The sequence below is a fragment of the Anabaena sp. AL09 genome, from assembly GCF_001672255.1.
Lineage (GTDB): Bacteria > Cyanobacteriota > Cyanobacteriia > Cyanobacteriales > Nostocaceae > Dolichospermum > Dolichospermum lemmermannii.
In genome coordinates this window covers 82,314-106,078 of sequence record NZ_LJOQ01000100.1, presented here as the reverse complement: position 1 = coordinate 106,078, position 23,765 = coordinate 82,314, and the positions used below count along the sequence as shown (strand labels likewise).

26 protein-coding genes and 1 pseudogene are annotated in these 23,765 nt (G+C 35.4%); 19 read left to right on the top strand and 8 right to left on the bottom strand.

Annotation, left to right across the window (positions count from 1 at the left end):
* Window positions 1-8: 8 nt before the first annotated feature.
* From sbcC to AN490_RS20705, 5 genes are all read right to left on the bottom strand, one after another.
* The gene (gene sbcC, locus AN490_RS20725; protein ID WP_300006698.1) at window positions 9-3,035 is read right to left on the bottom strand and encodes an exonuclease subunit SbcC; all 3,027 of its coding nucleotides are present in this window, start codon (window positions 3,033-3,035) and stop codon (window positions 9-11) included.
* Window positions 3,036-3,280: 245 nt separating this feature from the next.
* Window positions 3,281-3,835, bottom strand: coding sequence for a hypothetical protein (locus AN490_RS20720; RefSeq protein ID WP_015080131.1), 555 nt, complete (start codon window positions 3,833-3,835; stop codon window positions 3,281-3,283).
* Window positions 3,836-3,850: 15 nt separating this feature from the next.
* Window positions 3,851-4,228 carry a hypothetical protein gene (locus AN490_RS20715; RefSeq protein ID WP_300006697.1) on the bottom strand — a complete coding sequence of 126 codons (378 nt, stop codon included), beginning with the start codon at window positions 4,226-4,228 and terminating at the stop codon, window positions 3,851-3,853.
* A gap of 117 nt (window positions 4,229-4,345) precedes the next feature.
* Window positions 4,346-7,480 carry a DUF87 domain-containing protein gene (locus tag AN490_RS20710; protein ID WP_300006696.1) on the bottom strand — a complete coding sequence of 1,045 codons (3,135 nt, stop codon included), beginning with the start codon at window positions 7,478-7,480 and terminating at the stop codon, window positions 4,346-4,348.
* A gap of 10 nt (window positions 7,481-7,490) precedes the next feature.
* On the bottom strand, window positions 7,491-8,633 hold the full coding sequence (locus tag AN490_RS20705) for a hypothetical protein (RefSeq protein WP_300006695.1): 1,143 nt from the start codon (window positions 8,631-8,633) through the stop codon (window positions 7,491-7,493).
* 240 nt (window positions 8,634-8,873) lie between these two features.
* Between AN490_RS20705 and AN490_RS20700 the strand changes: the two are divergent.
* The 3 genes and pseudogenes from AN490_RS20700 to AN490_RS20690 all read left to right on the top strand — a co-directional run bounded on the left by AN490_RS20700 (window position 8,874) and on the right by AN490_RS20690 (window position 10,047).
* A pseudogene (locus tag AN490_RS20700) lies at window positions 8,874-9,103 on the top strand (type II toxin-antitoxin system Phd/YefM family antitoxin).
* Between the two features lies 1 nt (window position 9,104).
* Window positions 9,105-9,269 carry a PIN domain-containing protein gene (locus AN490_RS20695; protein ID WP_300006694.1) on the top strand — a complete coding sequence of 55 codons (165 nt, stop codon included), beginning with the start codon at window positions 9,105-9,107 and terminating at the stop codon, window positions 9,267-9,269.
* Window positions 9,270-9,363: 94 nt separating this feature from the next.
* Complete coding sequence (locus AN490_RS20690) at window positions 9,364-10,047, top strand: conjugal transfer protein TrbI (RefSeq protein WP_300006693.1); 684 nt, start codon at window positions 9,364-9,366, stop codon at window positions 10,045-10,047.
* A gap of 292 nt (window positions 10,048-10,339) precedes the next feature.
* On the opposite strand, the gene AN490_RS20685 is transcribed toward AN490_RS20690, so the two are convergent.
* Window positions 10,340-11,695: a HAMP domain-containing sensor histidine kinase gene (locus AN490_RS20685; protein ID WP_300006692.1), complete on the bottom strand. Its 1,356-nt coding sequence runs from the start codon at window positions 11,693-11,695 to the stop codon at window positions 10,340-10,342.
* A 360-nt stretch (window positions 11,696-12,055) separates the two neighbouring features.
* Between AN490_RS20685 and AN490_RS20680 the strand changes: the two genes are divergently transcribed.
* Window positions 12,056-12,391, top strand: coding sequence for a DUF3155 domain-containing protein (locus AN490_RS20680; RefSeq protein ID WP_300006691.1), 336 nt, complete (start codon window positions 12,056-12,058; stop codon window positions 12,389-12,391).
* A 460-nt stretch (window positions 12,392-12,851) separates the two neighbouring features.
* Here AN490_RS20680 and AN490_RS20675 read toward each other — a convergent pair whose 3' ends face one another.
* Window positions 12,852-13,385, bottom strand: coding sequence for a cofactor assembly of complex C subunit B (locus AN490_RS20675; protein ID WP_300006690.1), 534 nt, complete (start codon window positions 13,383-13,385; stop codon window positions 12,852-12,854).
* Window positions 13,386-13,507: 122 nt separating this feature from the next.
* Here AN490_RS20675 and AN490_RS20670 point away from each other — a divergent pair, with 122 nt between their 5' ends.
* Complete coding sequence (locus tag AN490_RS20670; protein ID WP_300006689.1) at window positions 13,508-14,080, top strand: DUF3611 family protein; 573 nt, start codon at window positions 13,508-13,510, stop codon at window positions 14,078-14,080.
* Window positions 14,081-14,100: 20 nt separating this feature from the next.
* On the opposite strand, the gene AN490_RS20665 is transcribed toward AN490_RS20670, so the two are convergent.
* Complete coding sequence (locus AN490_RS20665) at window positions 14,101-14,685, bottom strand: Uma2 family endonuclease (protein WP_300006688.1); 585 nt, start codon at window positions 14,683-14,685, stop codon at window positions 14,101-14,103.
* Between the two features lie 219 nt (window positions 14,686-14,904).
* On the opposite strand from AN490_RS20665, the gene serS reads away from it, so the two are divergent.
* From serS to rseP, 14 genes are all read left to right on the top strand, one after another.
* Entirely contained in the window at window positions 14,905-16,185 is a 1,281-nt protein-coding gene (gene serS / locus AN490_RS20660; RefSeq protein ID WP_300006687.1) for a serine--tRNA ligase, read from the top strand.
* A gap of 212 nt (window positions 16,186-16,397) precedes the next feature.
* Entirely contained in the window at window positions 16,398-17,420 is a 1,023-nt protein-coding gene (locus tag AN490_RS20655; protein WP_300006686.1) for a CBASS cGAMP-activated phospholipase, read from the top strand.
* Window positions 17,421-17,424: 4 nt separating this feature from the next.
* On the top strand, window positions 17,425-18,696 hold the full coding sequence (locus tag AN490_RS20650; RefSeq protein ID WP_300006711.1) for a cyclic GMP-AMP synthase DncV-like nucleotidyltransferase: 1,272 nt from the start codon (window positions 17,425-17,427) through the stop codon (window positions 18,694-18,696).
* Between the two features lie 340 nt (window positions 18,697-19,036).
* A complete protein-coding gene (locus AN490_RS20645; protein ID WP_148759976.1) occupies window positions 19,037-19,264 on the top strand; it encodes a type II toxin-antitoxin system HicA family toxin in 228 nt (75 codons plus the stop codon).
* A 2-nt stretch (window positions 19,265-19,266) separates the two neighbouring features.
* Entirely contained in the window at window positions 19,267-19,488 is a 222-nt protein-coding gene (locus tag AN490_RS20640) for a type II toxin-antitoxin system HicB family antitoxin (protein WP_148759970.1), read from the top strand.
* Between the two features lie 293 nt (window positions 19,489-19,781).
* Entirely contained in the window at window positions 19,782-20,009 is a 228-nt protein-coding gene (gene vapB / locus AN490_RS20635) for an antitoxin (protein ID WP_300006685.1), read from the top strand.
* Window positions 20,010-20,411: a type II toxin-antitoxin system VapC family toxin gene (locus AN490_RS20630; RefSeq protein ID WP_300006684.1), complete on the top strand. Its 402-nt coding sequence runs from the start codon at window positions 20,010-20,012 to the stop codon at window positions 20,409-20,411. It begins immediately after the preceding gene.
* Between the two features lie 421 nt (window positions 20,412-20,832).
* Entirely contained in the window at window positions 20,833-21,306 is a 474-nt protein-coding gene (locus AN490_RS20625; protein ID WP_148759972.1) for a type II toxin-antitoxin system VapC family toxin, read from the top strand.
* Between the two features lie 3 nt (window positions 21,307-21,309).
* Window positions 21,310-21,477 carry a hypothetical protein gene (locus AN490_RS20620; protein ID WP_168466228.1) on the top strand — a complete coding sequence of 56 codons (168 nt, stop codon included), beginning with the start codon at window positions 21,310-21,312 and terminating at the stop codon, window positions 21,475-21,477.
* A 287-nt stretch (window positions 21,478-21,764) separates the two neighbouring features.
* Window positions 21,765-22,001 carry a type II toxin-antitoxin system Phd/YefM family antitoxin gene (locus tag AN490_RS20615; protein ID WP_015080148.1) on the top strand — a complete coding sequence of 79 codons (237 nt, stop codon included), beginning with the start codon at window positions 21,765-21,767 and terminating at the stop codon, window positions 21,999-22,001.
* The gene (locus tag AN490_RS20610) at window positions 21,998-22,261 is read left to right on the top strand and encodes a Txe/YoeB family addiction module toxin (protein ID WP_271820718.1); all 264 of its coding nucleotides are present in this window, start codon (window positions 21,998-22,000) and stop codon (window positions 22,259-22,261) included. The genes AN490_RS20615 and AN490_RS20610 overlap by 4 nt, the downstream gene beginning before the upstream one ends.
* A complete protein-coding gene (locus AN490_RS20605; protein WP_300006683.1) occupies window positions 22,254-22,406 on the top strand; it encodes a hypothetical protein in 153 nt (50 codons plus the stop codon). The genes AN490_RS20610 and AN490_RS20605 overlap by 8 nt, the downstream gene beginning before the upstream one ends.
* Window positions 22,394-22,531 (top strand): hypothetical protein, encoded by a 138-nt coding sequence (locus AN490_RS20600; protein ID WP_271820717.1) that lies wholly within the window; start codon window positions 22,394-22,396, stop codon window positions 22,529-22,531. Before AN490_RS20605 ends, AN490_RS20600 begins: the two co-directional genes overlap by 13 nt.
* Before the next feature lie 79 nt (window positions 22,532-22,610).
* The gene (rseP, locus tag AN490_RS20595; protein ID WP_300006682.1) at window positions 22,611-23,705 is read left to right on the top strand and encodes an RIP metalloprotease RseP; all 1,095 of its coding nucleotides are present in this window, start codon (window positions 22,611-22,613) and stop codon (window positions 23,703-23,705) included.
* Window positions 23,706-23,765 lie beyond the last annotated feature (60 nt).

Below are 23,765 nucleotides of genomic sequence, written 5' to 3'. Positions count from 1 at the left end.
TCTGGGTATTACATCAATAATTGTAACTGTGAACCTTGCTGATTTTTACTCACTTCAATTCTGGCTTGGAAGGCTTCTTTGAGGTGGGGCATATGGGTTACAGTGAGGATACAGGCAAAATCAGAGGATATGGCGTTAATTGCGGCAATTAAGCGATCGCATCCTTCCCCATCTTGAGTCCCAAAACCTTCATCTATTACTAATAATTGTAATGATGCTCCTGCTCTTTGTGCCAATAATTTTGCTAAAGCTAAACGAATGGCAAAGTTAATTCTAAAAGCTTCTCCTCCTGAATAAGTTTCATAGGATCTCGTTCCTCTGGAATCAGCAATTAAAATATCTAATGTATCTATTAATTTAGCATTTTTCTTACTTGATTTGCCACTGCGTCCCGCTTTTTGGGTGATAAATTGGACGTGAAATTGATTCGCACTCAATCGAGAAAGTAATTGATTAGCTTCTGCTTCCAATTGGGGTAAAATATTTTCAATCATTAAAGCTTGAATCCCATTTTTGCCAAAAGCTTGAGCTAATTCTTGATAAACACGCTGTTGTTGTTTACAAATTTGCACCTGTTGGATATCTTGTTCATATTGATTTTGCAAAGTTTCTAATTGCAAAGACATTTGTTTTAATTGTCCCAACTGAGATATTTTATTATCTAGTTCCCGTCTCCGGTTTGCTAATTGTTGTTCTAAAGCATTAATTTGGGCTGTTGGGTTCGCACTGTCGGTTAATTGTTTAACCATATTATCAATTTGTTGAGTTAATGTTTCTCGTTCTTTGAATATTCTTTGCAATGAATCTTCTAAATCTTGACTTTTATTACTTAATTGAGGATATTGTGCTTGTGCTGATAATAATTGTTGATGACGTAATTGCCAACCTTGCCCTTGTCGCACACCTTGACGCAGATAATTATGCTGTTCTGAACTATAGCCAATTTCGGCAATTTGCTGTTCTAAATTAGCGATTTCTTTCGCACAATCAGAATCAGTTTGTCCTTGTTGCAGTTGCAATTGTAATTGAGCAATATTCGCGGCTAATTCTGGTTTTCTAGCTATTAGTTGTGCTTGGCGTTTTAAGGCATCCTTAATTTGTCCTTGTTTAATTTCTGCCCAACGTGATTTATCTACATCACTACGGGCAAGAACGTGGTCTTGTTCACTATAATTAAGTTGCTGGAGATATTGATCTAATTGCTGAATTTCTATTTGTTTTTCTGGTGCATAATCACCGGTTTCTAAGGAATTTTCTAAATGTTGTTTTTCAGAAATAATTTGCAGTAACTGTTGTTGGACATCACTTGTAGCTTCTAACTGTGCTGCTAATTGTCCCCGTTTTTCTCGCAATGAATCATAACCTGATAACTTTTGGGATATTTCTCGATATTCTTGTCTGAGTACCTGAATTTCCCGATCTGAAACTGCCATTTGTTCCCGCACTACCCAAAATTGTCCTTGGGTATCTTCATATTCTAATTGAGTTTTTTCGATAACTTTACTCCAATGATGTTCGTCTAGAGGACGTTCACATAAAGGACAACTAGCATCGGGATTTTGTAACATTTGCAATTTTTGTTCTAGTTCCCCCAATAACCTTTCATAATCTCCTTGATGAGCTTGTAAACGCTCCAGAAAATGTCGTCTTTCCTGTCCTTTTTCCTTTACTCTTTGCAGATAAACTCGCTTTTTATCTAATTCTTCAATTTGCGTTCCTATCTCTATTACTGCTTGTTGTAATTGGGGTTGACGATGGTGTTGATTTTGTAATTGTTTTTCTGTGGCTTGCATTTGCTCCAATCGCGCTACTAGACTAGCATGAGTGCGATCTAATTGACTTTGCAAACTGGCTCTTTGTTGTAATAATGGTGTTACCTGCATTTGCAATTGATCTAAGTTAGTCAAATGCTGACGAGCGGTATTTAATTGTAATATAGCTGTTTCGATATCCCCAGATTTACTCAAGGTTTGGGAAATTTCTTGTTCTTGTTGTTCTAAAGCTGCTAATTGAGCTTCCGCTTGTTGTAATTGACGTTCTAGATCTTGAGTTTGTTTATATAACTGTTGTTGTTTTTGTTGTTTTAAATTGGTAGCGCGGGTATGTTGTTCAAATTTAGCTGCAAAAATTTCTTCTTGAGATTGCAGACTTTGATATTGAGCATAACCAGCTTGAATATCAACTTGTTGATTGATAATCTTTTCTAAATCTGTTAATTGGGATTTTACGGATATTTGTTCTTGTTGTAAGCGATCGCTATCTTGGTTCAGATTATCATATCGTTGCCGCACAAAATTTAATTGTTGTTCCCAACTTTGTCTTTGATGTTGGATAACTTGTAAACTTTGTAATTGAATATTTTCAAAAGCTTGTACTTGTTGTAAATTATTCAATTGCGCTTCTAACTCAGCGCGTTGAGTTTCCGTTGTTTCCCGTTGTTGAAGTTGAATTTTAATATTCGCTAAAGAATTTTCTAAATCTTCTCCTCGGATTCTATAAAGTTTAGATTTATCCTTAGCGCGTTCTTCTAACTCATCATACTGATTTAGTTTTAATAACTCCGCCAAAATTTCCTTGCGTTCAGCAGGACGTTTGAGCATAAATTCATCGGCTTTTCCCTGACGCAAATAAGCCGAATTAATAAAAGTCTCATAATCTAGCTTAATATGTTCGAGAATGACATCCTGAGTGGCTTTTAATCCCTTACCCGTCAAAGGACGAAACCCAGCAGGAGTTTCAATTTGAAATTCCAAAATACTAGTTCCACCTCTTACCCGGTTGCGAATTACCCGATAAGTTTGCAGACCACTTTGGAAAGTGAAATCAATTCGGACTTCTTGTGCGCCAGAATGAATCACATCATCCTCAATAGTAGCACGGCTTTCACCCCAAATTGCCCAAGTGATAGCTTCTAAAAGGGAAGATTTCCCCGCACCATTAGAACCACAAATACACGCCGTATGCAAGCCGCTAAAATCTAAAGCTGCGTCACGGTAACTAAGAAAGTTTTTGATGATAAGTTGGACTGGAATCATTCAGGCTATAGCGCCACATTTACAATTTTGAAAGTTAACAGTACAGATGCACTTAGTTTTTAGTTTAGCTATCTAATTAGCAAGTTTCTAGTTCTAAAGACATCAACTTTACAAAAATTTACAATAGGAAGATGATTTTTTAAATGTAATGTGATTTTCTGATTCTGAAGATGTAATTTTTGTTACATTTATTTAGAAGCGTTGCACAAGTGCTGACTTATTGGTTTTATATTTGATGTTATGATTTATTTCAATATCCCTATTGATTGCAAAGTGCTAAGTAACTGAGAAATGCCTTGTGCAGCTAATCCAACACCAGCAGCTAAAGTACCTGCTACTTCGATGATTTTTAGAAAACTTACAGACTTATCTTTTGCATCATCTAAATCATCTTTTCCAATTTGAATTTCAAATTGAATAGTATTAGGTATATGATCATTTTTATGCTTAAGAGAATCAACTGCATTCTCCATTTCTTCAATACGTTGTTCTTGTGCATTCATACCTTTTTTGAGATTCTCTAACTTACCATCCATTTGTGTTTTAATTTCACCAATGTTTTGTTGACACTCCTCTACATTAGTTTCACGAGTTTGAACTGCTCTTTCTACAGTAGCAATCATTTTATGATCCGAATTTGCGTAGACTCCTTTTGTACTTTTTAACATCTTCAGTCTTTCCTGTAGACTTTCTATGTCTTCCTGATACTCTTTTTGTGATTCTCCTAGAGTTTCAATTTGTTTACCATAGTCTTTCACTTCTCTTTCTAAATCCTGGCGATCATTATATTCTTGTGACATGATTCTTAACCTCTTTTATTTCTTAATTTTGACAAACATATCTTGTAAATCTGCCAAATCTATGCTATTTACAAAATCTATCATAATTTGGCAATCATGGGCAATATTTTTCAATTGTTCCGCTTCAGGATTGATGATAAAATGTAACTGTGCTTTAGCAATGAATTTTGATAAATCCTGAAATTTAGATACAATTATCTTTTGTTCTTGCTGCATTGAAGCAATAGTTTTGAATGGTGAACTTCCAGATTTTTCTAATTCAGCAAACCAGTCAGGTGCTAAAATTAGTTCTTCATATATTTTCAGTAATTGCAAATAAGCATGATTGAACTTTATAGCTTGATTTGCTAAAGTTTCGTAAGATAAAACCAGATTTTTAACTGCTATATCCAAAATAATTTTCTCCTATTTATTGGAGCTTGGGTTGAGGAACGAAACCCAACATTTACGAATGTAACGTATACACAATGTTGGGTTTCCTTGCGTCAACCCAACCTACAGTTATTGTACTCATATTTGTAAATCATGTTTAACTTTATTAATTTTCGCTTGCTGAATAGCTAAACTCAACACCTCCGTTAACTTATCCTGTAATTCTTGTTTCTCATTTTGCAGACGTTTTAAAGTGTCTTTTAAAGATGATTCCTCAACATCAGTAATACGTCTTTGTTCATAAGCAAGATTATCTGCTAATTTTTGAATATCCGCAACCTGTGATTCTCTATTTAAAACTCGCGCTAAATTGATTATCTGTTGTTGCGTATTTTTAATCTGACGAGATAATTTTTGCCAAAGTTGTTGATAATGACTACGACGAATCTGATTATTTTTATCCAACACCTTTTGATAGAATTGATCAAATATTCCCAACTTAACATTTACCAAAGATTGTAACTCTACCAAATCCGTTAAAGTTAAATTAGCAGCAAGTTGTAAATACTTCAAACTGCGGATATTATTAGCATCAATGCGTCTATCTATTTGTAGTGATAATTCATCAGGAACAGGGTTTAAATCAAAACGTAACTCTCCAGCTAAACGATGAAAGATTTCCTGTTTTATATTTGATAACAAAACTTGTAATTCTGTACAATTTTGAGAAACTTGATTTAACTCCTCCCGAATATTAGTTAAACTTTGATTGTGTTGTTTATACAAACGTTGATATTCTTGTAAAGCAGTGGATAGTAAAGTTTGCTGACCTTGAATATACCAAGGACGGGATTTAATGATATGTTTAATTTTATCATTTGTAATCGAACTTTCTACCCCTAACTTTTCCTTAGCACTATTTTCATAAGGAATTTTTACCGGGTGGGGACGATACCAACCTTCCATATATAAGAAAGATTCACCAGGTTGTAAACGCGCAATTTCTTCCATTTGTGATTGGTCTAAAAGCATCGCTTGACCGATATCTTTTCTATCATCTGCTGATACCAAACGATGGGCAATTTTCACATTTGTATTTTTGACAACCTCTGCTGCTACTCCTGTGGGTAATTGGTCAGCAATAATAATTGCTTCTCTTAAAGCCCGCATTTCTGCTAACATTCTAGTAACATAATTTGCGGCTTCTTGTTTTGTATTTGCATCTTCACCAGAGGAAGTTCCTAAATTTCTCCCGACTAAATTATGTGCTTCTTCTAATAATAAAATATGTTCAGGATTCCCGGCTTTTTCTGTACGTTGACGTTTGATATATTCCCGAACTTTTGTTAATAACAAGAAGGTCATCAAATTTGCTTGGTCTTGGTTCAAATAATCTAATTCTAAAATTGTGGGATATTTTAATAAATGAGCGATTGTGGGAGTACTGCGTTGAGTATTTAACATCGCACCTACACCACGTTTTAATAAACTCCCAATTCTCACTTCTAAAGCTGTTTTTAGGTTAGATTTTACCTCACCTGCGTAATCTTTGGTTTCAAATAAAGCGGTGATTTTTTTATATAAATCCCGCATGGTGGGAATTTGTAAATTTTCGGGTGTTCCTTCTTCGTTTCCTGTCCATTCTCGGTCATAATATATTTCTTCCAATGCTTCGGAAAGCAAAGCGGGTAATGGACCAGAAAGAGGTAACGCACCCCGAAATGATGCTTCTAAATTAGAAATATGTTCATAAAAAGGAACTCCTTGGAAAACTTCAAAGGGATTAAATCGAAAAGGAGAAATTAAATCATTTCCTAATGTGTAAACTCGTAATTGTTGGGTGAGGATTTTTAAAGATTTGAGAAATTCTATATCAGCGCGAGTAAATTTACTCAGATTAGGATTAATAGCTAAAAGTGAACGATATTCAGTTTTCGCAGGTTCAAATACTAAAAATGGGATTCCATGACTCCACAACTGAGTGAGTAAATTAAAAGCTGTGGTGGTTTTTCCACTTCCCGGAACACCACAAATAAAAGTGTGTTTATTCAGTTGTTTTAATTCTATTTGAATTTTGTTTTCTTCACCTCGGTTAATTTCATAACCACCAAAATCAATCCATTGTTTATCTTTATCTAAACTGGTAATATCATTTTCTTGACTAATTCCTGCTACAGGTGCATCACTGGGTACAACTATGCGAAATAAACCACTAATTTCATTTAATGTTGCGTAGCGGTGTAAAGGTTTTAAATCTAAGACGCGCACACTACCTTTACCTGTGATAGAATCACCTCCAAATTCTGCTTCTCCTAATCCTTTATCCCATTCTTCCCAGTGGGTAGCGGTGGAAAGTTTTCCCGATTGAGTAGCTGCGAGACTGTCTGTAAATGTGGGATGATTGGGAGTGAGAATTATAGTTCGGTAGCGGCTTTTTTTAGTTCCACTTAATAATAATGTTCCTAAAACGCTGCGAACTGCTAACTCATTTTTTCCTAAAACTTTGAAACTATAACGAAATAGGCTTTCTGTCTGGTATGAAGATTGATATTTTTCGTAAATACGAGAAACTAATTGTGCGTTTCTGTCTCCTTCTTTAGCGGAACTCAAACTAGAACCACTACTAGCTTGTCTGAGTTGAGATAACATTTGATCTAAGGCGTTTATCCAATTAGATTTTTCTTGTAATGTGGTGGTATCTGGTTGAATAGTTATTTCCAACATCAGGGGACTATTGAAACGAGAAATTACTTGACAAACTACTAACATATCGTTAGCTTCATCTGCTTCTAATTGTAATGGTACATAATAATTTGGTAGTCCTTTTGTTTTTAAAGACGTTAAGGAATCTTTGGGACGAGTGCTGATAATTTCTTCGTGTTTTATTGCTTCTCCAATACAATTTACCCAACTGAGATTTTGAATTTGGGGAACTTCTGTTTGTAATTCAATTTTATAAAATTGGTTGAGAAATCCATCTGAGATAATTTTTTTAATGTCTTCAGTAATTTGAGTTTCGGTATCAGGTGAAATAGGTTGTGATTGACTGACGACTAAATAAATACCCAGTCGTTTATCGAAGGGTAAACCAGGTGTGTAGCGATAGCGAATGGAAAAGGTAAGGTTATAAACTCTACCAATATCGCTGAGGAGGAGTAAGAAGTCTTTTTGACTGCTGAGGACTTTTTGACGTACTCCTTGTCCGTATTGGGAGGTGTATTTTTGGGATTTTAAATCAGGGAGTTGGGGTATTTGGAATATGAGAGGGAACATGGTGGAATAATTAAATTGATAATAGACTTAATATCTTTTGTTCTTCATCATTCAGTCTATAGAGTTCATCTGCTTTTTGATTTTCTGCTTCCTCAATATTTTTCTGAACAGATTCTATTTTTCTGTCAGCTACTTTAATAGCTATGTGTGGAAGTATACTACCACTGCAAAGATAAAGTAGAAGTATATCAAATAAAAAGTTTTTTGTACTATATTTTTTGCGATGTTTTTTAATATCTATAATATTCAGCGTTACCAGACTCAAAATAAATAGTGAATAGACTAAAACAAATAAACCTCTAACACTCTCTTCTATTTTGAAAAGCAACAGTAGTATTATTAAATAACTAAGGATAACTGAAAAATAGCAATATATTCTTTTTGCTAAGTTAGCTTTTTTAAGATTTGCTTTTCCTCTTGCAACTTTTTTATCTATAGCAGCTAATTGATTTTCTTTATAATCTTTATAAAACTTAGTTACCTCACCTTGTAATCGAGATAATTCATCACGTAAAAACTGTACATCATCATTTAAAATATTTTGAGACTGTACATAATCATTTATAATCAAATCATATTCGTCATTATCCACTATATTTCCAGAGGGAATATACTTAAATTTACTATTTACAATTACGCTGTCATATACATCATAATTAATAGATTTAATTTGCTCTAATTGTCTATCAAGTTTAGATTTTAAATCTCGTACTTCATTGTATTTAGCATAGAATAAACCTTTTTCTTTTAATTTATCTCGTGTTATTCTGTCAGCAATCTTTTTAGGATCTTCTCTGAAATATCGAGATATAGCAATAAAATCAAACCCCAGATTTACAACAGTCTTAGCAGCAGATAAGCGAATTGAATCCGTTTCTCCTGACTGCGCTTGCTCACTTAAAATCGTCAACAAATGATCACTTTGCTTTAATATTTCTCTAATATCTGCATCTTTAATCTTACCAAAAGCCTGAATAGTTAAAACTATTAACGGTTCTAATATAACCTCTCTTAATATTCTTTCAAAAGCCTCAACAGGTGGATCATCACTTGTCGCTAATGCTTCAAATAAATCAATTTGTTCACCTGCATTTTGACATTTATGAAAAGCGGTAATGATTTCAGCAGCAGTTCTGAGACTTGAGTAATCCATACTGGTGGTAGATGTGATGAGTAACTAGCATTTAGAATAGCACAGGAATAAACGTGAGTATACAGTGCTTATACTTAATTAACAATTGTCCAGATCCCCGACTTCTCCAAGAAGTCGGGGATCTAATTTCACTGTCTGAATCAGGATGTCCAGGATTTAAGGATTTACAGGATTAACTGTTATCTAATATTCAGAATAGAATGAAATATATACGCCCAATTTTCATCCCCACAACCCACTATGACACAAATCACCATTTCCGAACTCCCCAAACCCTTCAGACTCTAATTAACGAAGCTAAAAAAACAGGTGAACCCCTGACAATTACAGAAAATGGTATTCCTCTGGCGATTATTTCTCCTATTAAGAAAAAATCCCTTCTCGAAGTCTTTGCTAACCTTGAGGATATTGATGAAGAATTTCCCAATGTTGACGAAGGACTATTACCACTAGATGAAATTGAGCTTTAAAATGTTTTACTCTTACTTACTCGATACCAATACACTATCTGACTTTATTAAACATCCAACGGGTAAAATCTTTTCTAAAATTCAAGAAGTTGGAGAAGAAAACATTTGTACCAGTATTATTGTTGCTTGTGAATTACGATTGGGGGCAGAAAAAAAGAAAACGTAAGTAAGCAGCGCTTATGCTTAATTAACAATTGTCCAGAAACTATCTTAGTTAATCCACGTCATCACACATATCACATATTATTGGCAATCTTATCATGGGTCGTTCTATCCGTTGGCAATCTAGCACCGCTGCACTCATGGCCATAGCCATTACCACAGGTGCAGCTATCCCCTTACTGTCCTTGAGTCCTGTTCTAGCACAAGGATACAATCTTAATCAATCGCGGACAATTAGTATTCCCGCTAATGTAACTTTACCTGTTACCTACGACAAGGAAAAAGTTATTGTCAAACCGGGTGAAACATTAGCCCTAACTCTGAAAATAGCTGACAATGTTACTGATAGCAACAGAAATATTTTAATTCCTGCCAATACTGAAGTGATTGGTGAATTACAACCAGTAAGATTAAATACTCGATCTTCCGGGAATAATCAGCAAGGTGTCCGATTTGTAGCCAGAGAATTAGTATTTCCTTCTAGACAACGACAACAGATTTTTGCTAATTCCCGAACTATAACCAAAACAGAAACAATTACCAAGGGATCAAGCACTGGACAAATATTAACTGATGCTGCTATTGGTGCCGGTGCAGCTAGTCTGATTTCATTGGTGACAGGTAACAAGAAAATTGAAGTTTTAGAACCTGTGGGTGGTGCAGCAGCGGGTGCTTTAGCTAGTGTACTATTGCGGAAACAAAAAGCTGATGTTTTTGTCCTCAGACCAGAACAAGATTTAGCTATTACCCTGACTTCAAATTTGGTGATCACTCGTCAATAGAGTTAATAGCATTAGTTAAGTTGTGAATTTAATCATATAAATAAAGCGATTGTTTCCTAAATTATGGGGCAATGTCGCTTTATTTTTATTTTTATTTTTATGTAAAAACTATTTTTATTCTCTAAGAGGATGTTTGAAAAGTGGTATTCCGTAATTTTCATCACATTGAATCCAGTTCCCTCCCCTTTACAAGGGGAGGGTTAGGGTGGGGTAAAAAATATTTGATACATCAACCATAACTTTTCAAACACCCTCTAAGCATATATCCAATTAAATATAAAACTTCTATTACTTAATCAACAGACTGTAGCCAAATTATAAATGTAGTTCCTGGGATATGCGGTAATGTGATAATTGAGTGAATGGCCGGACTGAAAACCTCTATACTTCCCTGCATTTCTGCTATTAACTGTTTAGCAATACTAATTCCTAAACCAGTTCCGGGTATTTCTGTTTTTGCCTGTACACCTCGATAATGTCTTTCTCCAAGATGTTCTAGATCTTCTGGAGGAATACCAGGACCTGTATCACTAATAGCAATACCTTGTAAATTTCCTTTTTGTTGCCCACATTGGACTAAGATTTTTCCACCGGGGGGAGTATATTTCAAAGCATTATCTATAATATTACTCAACACTTCTGTTAATGCTTTTTCATTCACTTTTACTAAAGGTAAATAGTGGGAAATTTCCGTAATTAATTGTAAATTTCTTTCTTGGGAAATAGCTTGAGCCGATATTAATAAAGGTGCTAATAAATCTGCTAGACAACAATCAGTTAATTGTTCTCCTGTTCCGGGCAATAATAATGCAGGTTTAACTGGCTTTTGCACATTTTCATTAATAACAACCTTTGATTCTGGTAGAGGTAGAGGTGCTAAATCTGCTGTATTTAAATCAATAACCTGATCAAATTGTTGCAATAGTTCTTGCAAGCGATCGCTCTCCCTGACTATACTGGTTGCTACTTCCCGATTAGGATCAACCGGTCGCATTCGCTTAAATAGTAACTTACCAAAGGTGCGAATAGCAGTTAAGGGGTTACGAAGCTGATGCAAAAGATTATCTAATAAATCCCGTTGTCTCTCTTGCAAAATTTGTTCTTGCTGGAGTTGGTGTTGTAACCAAGCCCTCCGCTGGTCTATAATGCAAGCGATCGCTAAAGTTTTGGCAATGCGTTCAATTTCCCCCTCTTCCCGTTGATTCCATTCCCTATCGTCCCTCGCAGTCACCAATAAGCCCATCATTACACCCTCATAAATCAGGGGTAAAACAATTTGGTTATGACTGAGTAAGTATTCATCCTGTTCATCGTGTAAATTTTGTTTTTCTGTTGTTTCCGATTCCACCGCCGGATGAGAAGATACAGAAGTCGGTTTTAACAACATCGGTTGCTGATTTGGGAATGCTAAAACATGAGCAAGCCTTACAGAATAGCTATCCTCTGGTTCACCATATTCATTACTAGAATTTAATGCTATAGTCTCTGGATACACCATTACCGGAATTAGTCGTGCCTCACCTATAGGCTTTTCTACCAGTTCCTGTGTTAAATAAACCACCGTAAAAGATGCTCCCATTCCTTGGGTTAGCAGGGCTATTTGTTCTCGACATAGAGCAAGGAAATCAGAACTGGCAGACATTAGCATGAGTTCAGGAATCTAGGAGGAAGAAAGAAGGACGTAGGGTCTCAGGGCTTGCGCTCAGTCAGGAGTCACCGAGTCAGGAGTCACCGAGCAAGGAAGAAGAAAATTACCCAGTCCCCAGTCCCCAGTCCCCAATCAAGGCTTATAGCTATCTAGTTTAATCTGGTAATGGGGCAAGAGGTAACAAGTAATGGCTGAAAAGGCAGCGATTTTTTAATTTTTAATTCTTGATTTTTAATTGTTTTTTCCTCAGTTGTATCAAAACATTAAAAATTATTGATTTTTTGAGATAGAACTTATATAATGACGACGTATTTTGTAGCCATAACTACAGTCTATAGCTTGAAACAGGAGGACAATAGGTTGGCACGGAGACGCAAGCGGAAGAGTCGTCGGAGGCAGGAAGGACGGCGCATACTTGAGCATATTCCTCAGTACAGCATTGAAAGTGGCGAAGATAAACCTGTGACAGCAGCAAGAAAATTTATTCGAGCTGAAGGTATTTTGCCACCCGCGCTGCTACTAGTAAAACGTAATGAACATACAACAGACCGTTATTTCTGGGCGGAAAAAGGTCTGTTTGGCGCTCAATACGTAGAAGAGAATCATTTCTTGTTCCCTAGTCTTAGGACTTTAGAATCACCAACAGCACAAGAACCTGTTGCTGTTGCTGTTGCTGTTGCTGTTGCCAGTAACTAAACAACAAATGACCATCATATCTTGTAAGTGTTACTTCTGACTCTGTGAATAATTAACTGGTAATTTTGACCAGGTTATTCAAAAATTCCTTTTTTTAATTTTGTTGTTGAATTTGCCAGTAGGGTTTAAATGAATTCTCTCAAGTCATGGCATAATTAATTTCTCATCAACTAAATTTGGTTAGATGAATCAGTTTATTATCAGCTTATACACCAAGAGAATAGCGACAGAGCCAAGGTCATCCAAAAAATGAAGCATGAATTATTTATGATCTCATTAATTTGGACTACTATCAAGCTCTGTCCACTAATTTAAATTTTTCCTTATGAAATCTCAGGTATCAGGAAGACTAACAGCACAAGCAGAATTTTTCCTTCCTTCCTACTGCTGATTTACTCAAAATTTTAGTCAGAAGCCTACATTAATGTAGAGAATGCTGGTTTTTATCCCCAAAAATCAATCAAGTGTCCAGCGTCTTTAGCTGTAATGCCCTTTGTAACTCAGCAAGTTCATCTCTATGGGCAGTCACAGTAATTATACTTGAGAAGTCTTGTCCACTCAGGATATTTTCCATCTTGAGTGACACCTTCTCAACTCTTCCAGATTTTTTCCAATACAATAACCCACTTAAAGGCGAAAATAGGATTATTCCCAGAAAAAACTGCCCAAAATCGGGAAAAAGCATTGATAAAACCAACGCCAAACAACCTAAACCCACAGCAGCTAATACAGTCAAAAATACCGTTAAAAACCAGCTAGGGCTGACAAATCCCTCAAAGGTGACTTGATTTTTGGCAGAGTCTACCGCTAAAACTCGATAAGCACGAGAGCGAAAATACTCCTTTAATGAAGTCATGAATGTATTTTCGTCCTGATCCGAAGTCAAGCGCATCATTTCTGTACGGTCTTTAGTTGAAGCACGTATAAAGAAAAATAAACCAACTGATAAGAGGAAAGTTAACAGGAAAGTAGATTGCAAAACGGTAAAATCCATAACTAATTTTTAAGCCGGAAATTTTCAGTAGACTTAAACCATTATCAATTATTCTGGAAACAGGTAACAGCTAACAGACAACAAACGGAAGTTGTTTTTAACTTTTAATTTTTAATTTTTATATGTCACAAAACTCCGAAACACCATCATCTAACATCCGGGCTATCGCCCAACAATTTCGCCTAGCAGGTTGGATTAGTTTCTGGATTCAGTTGGTATTAGGTGTCATCTCTGGAATAATTGTCTTATTATTTGGCATTTTTAGTCAAAAAGCCAACAGCCCCAATAATAATCCAGGCACAGGCTTTGGTGTATTTTTAGCAATTTGTGGCATAATTCTGTTGGGCGTTGGTATTTACTTGGCTTATCGCTACACCAGAATTGGCAAGAAACTAGAATCCCCTAATGCTAGTAATCGTCCCCGCAAGGCGGAAACCTTGCAAGTATTACGTTTGGGACTATGGATAAATTTAGGCGGCATATTAGTCACCCTGTTGGGAGCGCAGGCGATTGTTGGTACATTGGTAGCTAGGTCAATATCTCCTCAAGCCGCAACTACTCAATTATTTGACCCAACTCGGATTATTAGCGGTTTGGATATGCTCATAGTCCAGGCAAATACAAATACTGTATCAGCGCATTTTGCAGGTTTATTAGCATCTTTGTGGTTAATGAATCGGATTAATAAACCATAATTGACAGTGGTTGTAGTATCCTAATCTTTGAAAACAGGTAATTCTAAAATAAATCCTGGTAAAACATTTTCTCCCGATAAACTTGTCGGTAATGATACTATTTCTACAGATTGATTTTGACGGTAAATTTCTACTTGTTGATTTTGAGGATCAATTAACCAACCTAAACGTAAACCACTATTCAGATATTCCTGCATTTTCTCTTGTAATTGACTTAAAGAATCAGTACGAGAACGCAGTTCTATGACAAAATCAGGACAAATTTTAGCAAATTTTTCTTTTTCTTGAATGGTTAAAGAATCCCAACGTTCATTAGCTATCCAAGCCACATCAGGAGAACGTTTACCACCATTAGGTAGAGTAAAAACAGTAGAAGAACTAAATACTTTTCCTAGCTTAGTTTGACGATTCCAAATCATCAAATTTCCATTTAATTCTGCTTCTCTATTACCAGTAATTAGATTAGAAGGAGGGAGAATAATTAATTCATCTTTAGCAGTTTGTTCAAATTTATAATATTCATTAATTTGACATAATTGATAAAATTGATCATCACTTAACTCTACATTTTTGATATTTAAAATAACTGATTGAGTTGTCATCATTCCTGAAAACTCCTTAACGGTTAGGTAATAAAGAAGAGTATCTGAACTAATTATCAACCATATTTGGTAATTTTACCACTGATCATAATCAAACGCAGATGAACGCAGATGAACGCAGATAAGAAATGTGATATTAGTATATGGGGTTTAGCATTGTTAAACCCCTACGATTAATCATCTCAATCAAGTATAATTGACAAAACTTAACGAAATTCACCAATGCTGGATATTAAACAAATTAGAGAAAATCCCCAATTAGTACAAGAAAAGTTGAATACTCGTAGTGGTAAATACGAGATTCAGCCTATCTTAGATTTGAGTCAACAACAACGGGAATTGGAAGTAAAACGCAATGAACTCCAAGCCCGGAGTAATGAAATTGGTAAACTGGTGGGACACAAGGTAAAATCTGGTGTTAATCCTCAAGATGCAGAAATTCTGGCTTTAAAGGATGAAGGAAACAGCCTCAAAATCACATTAAGCTCATTAGAACCCCAGGAAAAGGAGTTAAAAGCCCAAATTCACCAATTACTGTTAGCACTTCCTAACCTTCCCAGTGATTCTACCCCCATTGGTAAAAGTGAAGATGATAACCAAGAAGTGAAAATATGGGGAGATGAATATAAACCCGAAAATCCGAATATTGTACCACATTGGGAAATCGGCGAAAAGTTGGGAATTTTGAACTTTGAAAGAGCGGTAAAAATTGCCCAAACTCGGTTTGTAAGTTTGATAGGTGCGGGTGCAGGTTTAGAAAGAGCATTAATTCAGTTTATGCTTTCTAAACATATTGAAAATGGCTATATTGAAGTTAGTCCCCCGTTGTTAGTAAATACTGATTCTTTAACGGGAACTGGACAATTACCCAAGTTTGCAGAGGATAGTTTTAAATGTGCAGAAGATGATTTATGGTTAATTCCTACTGCGGAAGTTCCGGTAACTAATTTGTATCGTGGCGACATTATCAACGGGGAAGAATTACCAATTTATCATACTGCATATACGCCATGTTTTCGGCGGGAAGCGGGAAGTTATGGAAGGGATATGCGGGGTTTAATTCGGTTACATCAATTCAATAAAGTTGAGTTGGTGAAGTTAGTAAAACCGGAAAGTTCTTTTAATGAATTGGAGACTTTGCTAGTCAGTGCAGAGAGTATTTTACAGGCTTTAAAATTGCCTTATCGGGTGATTAATTTATGTACTGCTGATTTAGGTTTTTCTGCAACAAAGACCTATGATTTAGAGGTGTGGTTGCCTTCTGCTGGGAAGTATCGAGAGATTTCTAGTTGTTCTAATTGTGTTGATTTTCAAGCGAGAAGGGCGGATATTCGATTTAAGGATGCTGGTAAGAAGGGGACGCAGTTTGTGCATACTTTAAATGGTTCTGGTTTGGCTGTAGGTAGGACTATGGCGGCGATTTTGGAGAATTATCAGCAAGCTGACGGGACGATTAAAGTACCGGAGGTTTTGCAGGTTTATTTGGGTAGGGAGGTTTTGTAACTTAAATAAATTAGGAATAACAAGCAGAATAAACCTAATAGGTTTGGTATAGCTCATTGCTTATGTAAAGCCTGTACGGTTATCCCTACCTAGAAATTAGGATAAGTATACTGAGGCAATAGGTAAAATTTGAGATAACACAAGATTTAGCCTAAGTTTAGAAAATTTTAGGCTAGTTTCTGCATTTCATCTCAAAAACTGGCAGTCAACATATGGTTAACTCTCCCTCAGATTCTGCTTCTGATTCAAAAACATTTAAAGTCCTATCAATAGATGGAGGAGGGATTAAAGGGCTATATTCAGCCAGAATCCTAGAACATTTTGAGGATAGATTTAATTGTAACATCGCTGATTATTTTGACTTGATTTGTGGCACATCAACAGGAGGGTTGATTGCACTGGGTTTATCCCTAAATATACCTGTAAGTCTGATTAGCAACTTATACTACAGGCGTGGCAAACAAATTTTTCCGCAGCAAAATAGTTTTCTAAGTTTGTTAAAACAGGTTTTTCTGAGAAGCAAGTATGATAACAACGAATTGAGGAAAGCATTGCAAGAAATGTTTGGAGATAGAACACTTGCAGATGCTCGCTGTTTGTTGTGTATACCTGCATTTTCTTTAACTGATGGTAGACCATTCATTTTTAAGTATGACCATAATGAAGGAAATTTACGTAGGGATAGCAAAACAAAGTATGTTGACATAGCTCTTGCCACAAGTGCAGCACCCGCTTACCTACCTATAGTTACTATTGATACTTACGATCAAAAACAGTTTATTGATGGAGGAGTTTATGCCAATAATCCAACTTTAGTTGGTGTAGTGGAGGCTCTCCGGTACTTTGTTGGCAATGGTAAAAGATTTCAAAAACTAATGGTGATGTCTATTGGTTCTCTAGAACCGAATCCTGGAAGACGGTTTGTTTCTAAATATCATCGTTCAGTTCTTGACTGGAATAAGGATCTTATCACTACATTTTTTGAGGGTCAGGCTTACGTTACAAGTTATTTTGTGGACAGTTTAGCAAATTACTGCGATTCTCCATTTGATTATGTTCGTATCCCTGGTGCGCCTTTATCTCCAGATCAAGCAAAAATTATTAACCTTGATAATACTTCCAAAGAAGCATTGCAGTTGATGTCACAGATGGGGACAGATCAGGCATTATTTTGGGGTAGGAAACCAGAAATTGCTGAATTTTTTAAAGAGCGTAAACAATATCTTATTAGGTAGTTACATGGCAAACTGTCATAAATTTTTTTTGGAGTTCAACAATTTAATTGCTTTGAAATCTAAGCGAAAAAAAACATTACGTACATCCCGTGACGCTGTTCGTGAGAGGATTAGGCGGTACTTTCGATATAAACAGAATGGCTTTCACCCAAGGTTTCATGGGCAGGGTTCATTCATGATGAATACTATTATTGAACCACTTGATGGAGAGTTTGATATTGATGATGGTATCTATTTCAAAGTAGAAGCAGAACCCAGTCAGTCCGTTAGCACATTTCACCGATGGATTAACGAAGCAATTGATGGTCATACGAAACAAGATTCTATTGATAAGCAAACCTGTGTAAGACTTGTCTATGCTGAAGACTATCATCTTGACCTACCTATTTACTACATCATTGAAGGTCAAACTCCATATCTAGCTCATGGGAGTAAAGGATGGATTAAAAGCGATCCTAGAGAATTCATCAAATGGTTTAATGATCAAGCTGACGATAAGGGTCAATTGAAGCGAATTGTGCGTTATCTAAAAGCTTGGAGTGATTACAGAAAATCCAGAGGAAGTAAATTACCAAGTGGATTGATTTTCTCAATTTTAGCGGCTAATAATATTGTTTTTCATGAACGAGATGATGTAGCCCTTTATGAAACTCTAAAAAACATAAAGAGTAGTTTAGAGGGAAATTTTGTTTGCTATCGTCCGACAACTCCAGCTTATGAAAATTTACTAGAGGAGTATAGCAAAACTAACAAGGATTACTTTTTAGGGCAGCTTGCTAGTTTCACTCAATCTGCGGAAAAATCCTTGCATAAGGATACAAGCCAAGCTGATGCTTGTAAAGCTTGGCAGCGTCACTTTGGCAATGTTCGATTTCCCTTTGAGTCTGAAGAATTTATCGAGAATTATTTTCAGATCGATATTAGATATAATTTGAAAATAGATTGCCTAGTTTTACAAAAAGGTTTTAGACCTCATTCATTAACTGAAATGATTGTAAGTAGATTACCCTTGATTCGAGGTAAAAGCCTAAAATTTCATATTGTTAACTGTAATGTACCAAAGCCATTTCAAGTCAAATGGAAGGTTCGTAATGTTGGAGAAGAAGCAATAAAAAGAAATCAAATTCGAGGACAAATTCTGAATGATGGTGGAAATCATGAAAAAATTGAATCAAGCGATTTTCACGGAGCGCATTTTGTGGAATGTTATATTATTAAAAATAATATTTGTGTAGCACGGGATAGAATTAATGTGCCGATTAAACTTTCAAGGTAGGGTGTCTGCCGAAATATAGATACCGTTGGTGAAATACGAAAATGCCTACCTAAACAAAACGGTTAGTGCGATCGCTCATTTTTTAGGGTGTGTTAATGAAATGTAATGCACCGTTTTTTATTAATATTTAGCTGTCTGAATCAGGATACCCAGGATTAAAGGATTAACAGGATAATATTTGATATTGATATTCTGGGATATTTGAATTAGAGAAATTTCTGAAAATGTAGATGAATATTAAAAAACATCCTGTACATCCTCAAATCCTGAGCATTATCTCGACTTCGCTCGATAACCACCTGATTCTGACAAATCATGTTAAAATTTTTACTAGCAGAAAATGGTCAAAAAAGATAAACTAATTGAAAAATTAAAAAATAGCCCCAACAATGTAAAGTTTAGTGATATTCGTAAACTTTTAGAGTTAGAGGAATTTTTCTTAGATAGAATTACAGGTAGTCATCACATATTTATCAAAGATGAAACAATTTTAGTAATTCCAGTTCATAATAATCGGGTAAAATCAGTTTATGTTAAACGAGTATTAGAATTAATAGAAGGAGCGTAATCATGAATTATCCCATAGTTGTTTATCCTTGTGAAGAAGGCGGTTTTGTAGCAGAAATTCCCGCATTAAAAGGATGTTTAGCACAGGGTGAAACTTTAGAAGAAACCTTACAGGAATTGATAATTGTGCGAAATTTATGGTTAGAAACAGCCGAAAAACATGGTCAAAAATTGCCAGATATTGAAGGTGCTATTGCAAAAGTGAAAGCTCTAAGTAGCGTATAAATTTTAGAATCAGGATTTCCACCGATTAAAGGATTAACAGGATTGTATTTGAGTTTGATATTGTGGAATATTTGAATTAGCGCGATTTCTGAAGATGTATATGAATTTTAATAAAACATCCTGTACATCCTCAAATCCTGGACATCCTGATTCAGACAAAATGCAATTTCAGAAAATGTAGATGAATATTAAAAAAACATCCTGTACATCCTCAAATCCTAGACATCCTGATTCAGACAATTTTTAGCTACAATTAAAGCATAAGCAACTAACATGAATTAGAGGAAATAATCATGAATACAGCTAAACTTAGCAGTGACGGTACTCATCAAATGGTGATATTACCAACAGATTTTAAAATGACAGGTACTGAAGTCTATGTTAAAAAAATTGGTAATGCCATTATTCTTATTAGTAAAGATAATCCTTGGCAAACTCTAATTGATAGTTTAGATCAATTTTCCGATGATTTTATGACCACTAGAGATCAACTTCCTATTGATAAAAGAGAGGAGTTTTAAATGCAATATCTTCTCGATACCAACATCTGTATTTATCTGATTAAGCAAAAGCTAGAAAAAGTTATAGCACGATTTCAAACCTTGTCAATTTCTGATATTGGCATTTCTTCCATTACCGTTGCTGAATTAGAATATGGTGTTTATAAAAGTCAGCAACAAGAGAAAAATAAAAATGCCTTAATGCAGTTTTTACTTCCTTTAGAAATTATTGAATTTAGTCAAAATGCAGCAGTGATTTATGGATGTATTAGAAGTGATTTAGAAAGAAAAGGGCTTGTAATTGGACCAATGGATATGTTAATTGCTGCTCATGCAATGAGCTTAGGTGTTACTCTCGTTACTAACAATATCCGCGAATTTTCTCGCATTCCTAAACTCTCATTAGAAAATTGGGCAGAGTAAGTTAATGAAATGTAATGCGCCGTTTTTTATTGATATTTAATTGTCAGAATCAGGATAACCAGGATTACAGGATTAACAGGATTATATTTGATATTGATATTCTGGAATATTTGAATTAGCGCAATTTCTGAAAATATAGATGAATATTAAAAAACATCCTGTACATCCTCAAATCCTGAGCATCCTGATTCTGACAAGAAAATTAACTGTCTGAATCAGGATATCCAGGATTAAAGGATTAACAGGATTGTATTTGAGTTTGATATTGTGGGATATTTGAATTAACATAATTTCTGAAGATATAGATTAATGTTAATAAAACATCCTGTACATCCTCAAATCCTGAGCATCCTGATTCAGACAAAAAGGATTAACAGAATACAGTATAGTAAATTTACCAAAGTAATCGCATTGGAATAATATGACCAAAACAATATACATAGAAACAAGTATTATTGGTTATTTAACAGCAAGACCTAGTAAAAATTTGATAGTTGCTGCTAATGCAGAATTAACAAGAGACTGGTGGGACAATCAGCGAAACTCCTTTACTATTTACATTTCTCCACTGGTATTGCAAGAAGTAGCAAAAGGTGATGCAGAAATGGTGAATAAAAGACTAGAAGTTTTAAATAACTTTCCTTTACTTGATATCACAGAATCAGTACAAAATTTAGCACAGGAATTCCAAAAACAAAGTAATTTACCACCCAGTGCTGCTTATGATACTGTTCACATTGCTACAGCTACCGTCTATGGATTGGATTATCTGTTAACATGGAATTGTAAGCACATTGCTAACCCCTATATTCAGAAAAAACTCTCACAGATTGCTGATAGTTTAGGGTATGAATTGCCAACAATATGTACACCTTATGAAATGTTAGGAGAATAATTTATGTGGAATGATGAAGTTTTGGCAGAAATTCGCAAAATAAGAGATGAACAAGCTAAGTCATTTAATTATGATTTGGCTGCTATTTGTGCTGATTTAAGAAAACAACAAGCAACAAGTGGAAGAAAGATTATTTCTCTTCCATTGAAGAAAGTAGTTCTCTCACGCTAATTTTGTATGGTGCATTAATACAAGATGATGCACCTTTTTCTATTAATATTTAACTGTCTGATAGCGTAGCGTGGCGCAAGCCATATCAGGATATCCATCGATTAAAGGATTAACAGGATTATATTTGATATTGATATTGTGGAATATTTGAATTAGCACAATTTCTGAAAATGTAGATGAATATTAATAAAACATTCTGTACATCCTCAAATCCTGGACATCCTGATTCAGACAAAAAATTAAATTTCATGCTATTATTTATTATAATGTAATCTCAAAAAAAGATTATGATTTCAATTAATCAAGCAAAACAACAATTACAGGATTTAATTGATTCAGTCAATCAGTCTCATCAACCTATTGTCATTGCCGGAGACAATAGCAACGCAGTCTTATTATCTGAAGCAGACTGGAAATCTATCCAAGAAACTCTTTATCTTCTTTCTATTCCAGGAATACGGGAATCAATTAAAGAAGGATTAGCAACACCGATTGCAGAATGTGATGGGGAATTAGAGTGGTGAATTGGAATTTAGTTTATACTAAACAAGCTCAGAAAGATGCTAAAAAATTGGCTGCAAGTAATTTAAAAGATAAAGCACAAAGCTTACTTGATATTATTCAAATCAATCCGTTTCAAAATCCCCCACCTTATGAGAAATTAGTCGGAGATTTAGAAGGTGCATATTCACGACGGATTAATATTCAACATCGTTTAGTCTATGAAGTAATTGAATCTGAAAATACGGTCAAAATTTTACGAATGTGGACTCATTATGAATAGTATGTTTTTTTATCTGATTCTCAAACATCAATTACCAGCAAAAAAACGCCGTACTCCTCCTAATTGTATCCTTGGTAAAGGTAAAACATTGGGTGATATTGTTAGTCCTATTGTTAACGCAGAAGAGTGGGAATGTCTCAAATAATAGTCCTTGCAAATTTGCCCCTAACTACAGAAATTCCCCATTTTTTAACTCAAAGTCTGGAAATTGGCGAAATTGCCATGATTCGCTGCTTTCGGGATTGGATTAGACAACAGATGAAAAATTGACATCAGCCGATTGAGTCCCTGCGCCCATTCCCAAACTACAATAAGAATATATTTCCGAATATTTTGATTAATTTGCTCTATGTCAGTTTTAGCAGCGATCGCAGTTTTGGCTATTTTGATCTTAGTACATGAGTCTGGACATTTCATAGCCGCCCGTTCTCAAGGTATTTACGCTAACCGTTTCTCCTTGGGTTTTGGTCCGATTCTTTTAAAGTACCAAGGATCAGAAACGGAATACACTATCCGCGCTTTCCCCTTGGGTGGCTTTGTCGGCTTTCCCGATGATGATCCAGATAGCGAAATTCCCCCCAATGACCCCAATTTGCTGCGTAACCGCCCAGTTTTAGACCGTGCTATTGTCATTAGTGCCGGTGTAATTGCAAATTTAATCTTTGCGTATTTGATGTTGGCTTTGCAATTGGGAATCGTTGGTATACCCCAAGAATTTCAGTATCAACCCGGTGTCCTTGTCAAACCTGTCAATGAACAGTCTGTTGCTTACCAAGCGGGAATTCGGGAAGGAGATATTATTCTGGCTGTAAATGGCCAAGAAATTCCTCTAGGTAAAGACGCAACTACATTATTGACAAAGGAAATTCAAACCCATCCTAATCAGGAAATTGACTTAAAAATTCAACACGAAACCCAACAAACTAACCTAAAACTAACTCCTAAACAGGGTGCTGATGGTAAAGGTCTAGTGGGAATTGAATTAGGTCCCAATGGTAAAGCAATTTATCGCCGTCCCCAAGATATTTTGGAGATTCTCAAAGTTGCAGCTAATCGTTTTCAACAGTTAGTTGTGGGGACATTCCAAGGTTTTGGGCAGTTAATTACTAATTTTGGGCAAACTGTGGGACAAGTTTCTGGACCTGTGAAAATTGTCCAAATTGGCGCACAATTAGCCGCTAGTGATAGCACCAATTTATTCTCTTTTGCGGCCATTATTAGTATTAACTTGGCAATTATTAATATTTTGCCTCTTCCCGCTTTAGATGGTGGACAATTAGCCTTTTTATTAATTGAAGGATTATTTGGTAAGCCTTTACCTAACAAAGTTCAAGAAGGTGTGATGCAAACTGGTTTGGTGTTACTTTTAGGATTAGGTATTTTCTTAATTGTGAAAGAAACAACTCAATTGGAATTTATCCAACAATTATTTCAGAAATTGTAAATCCAGTAATTGTAGGGGGTTTAGCAGTGTTAAACCCCTACACCAAATAATAATCTTAAA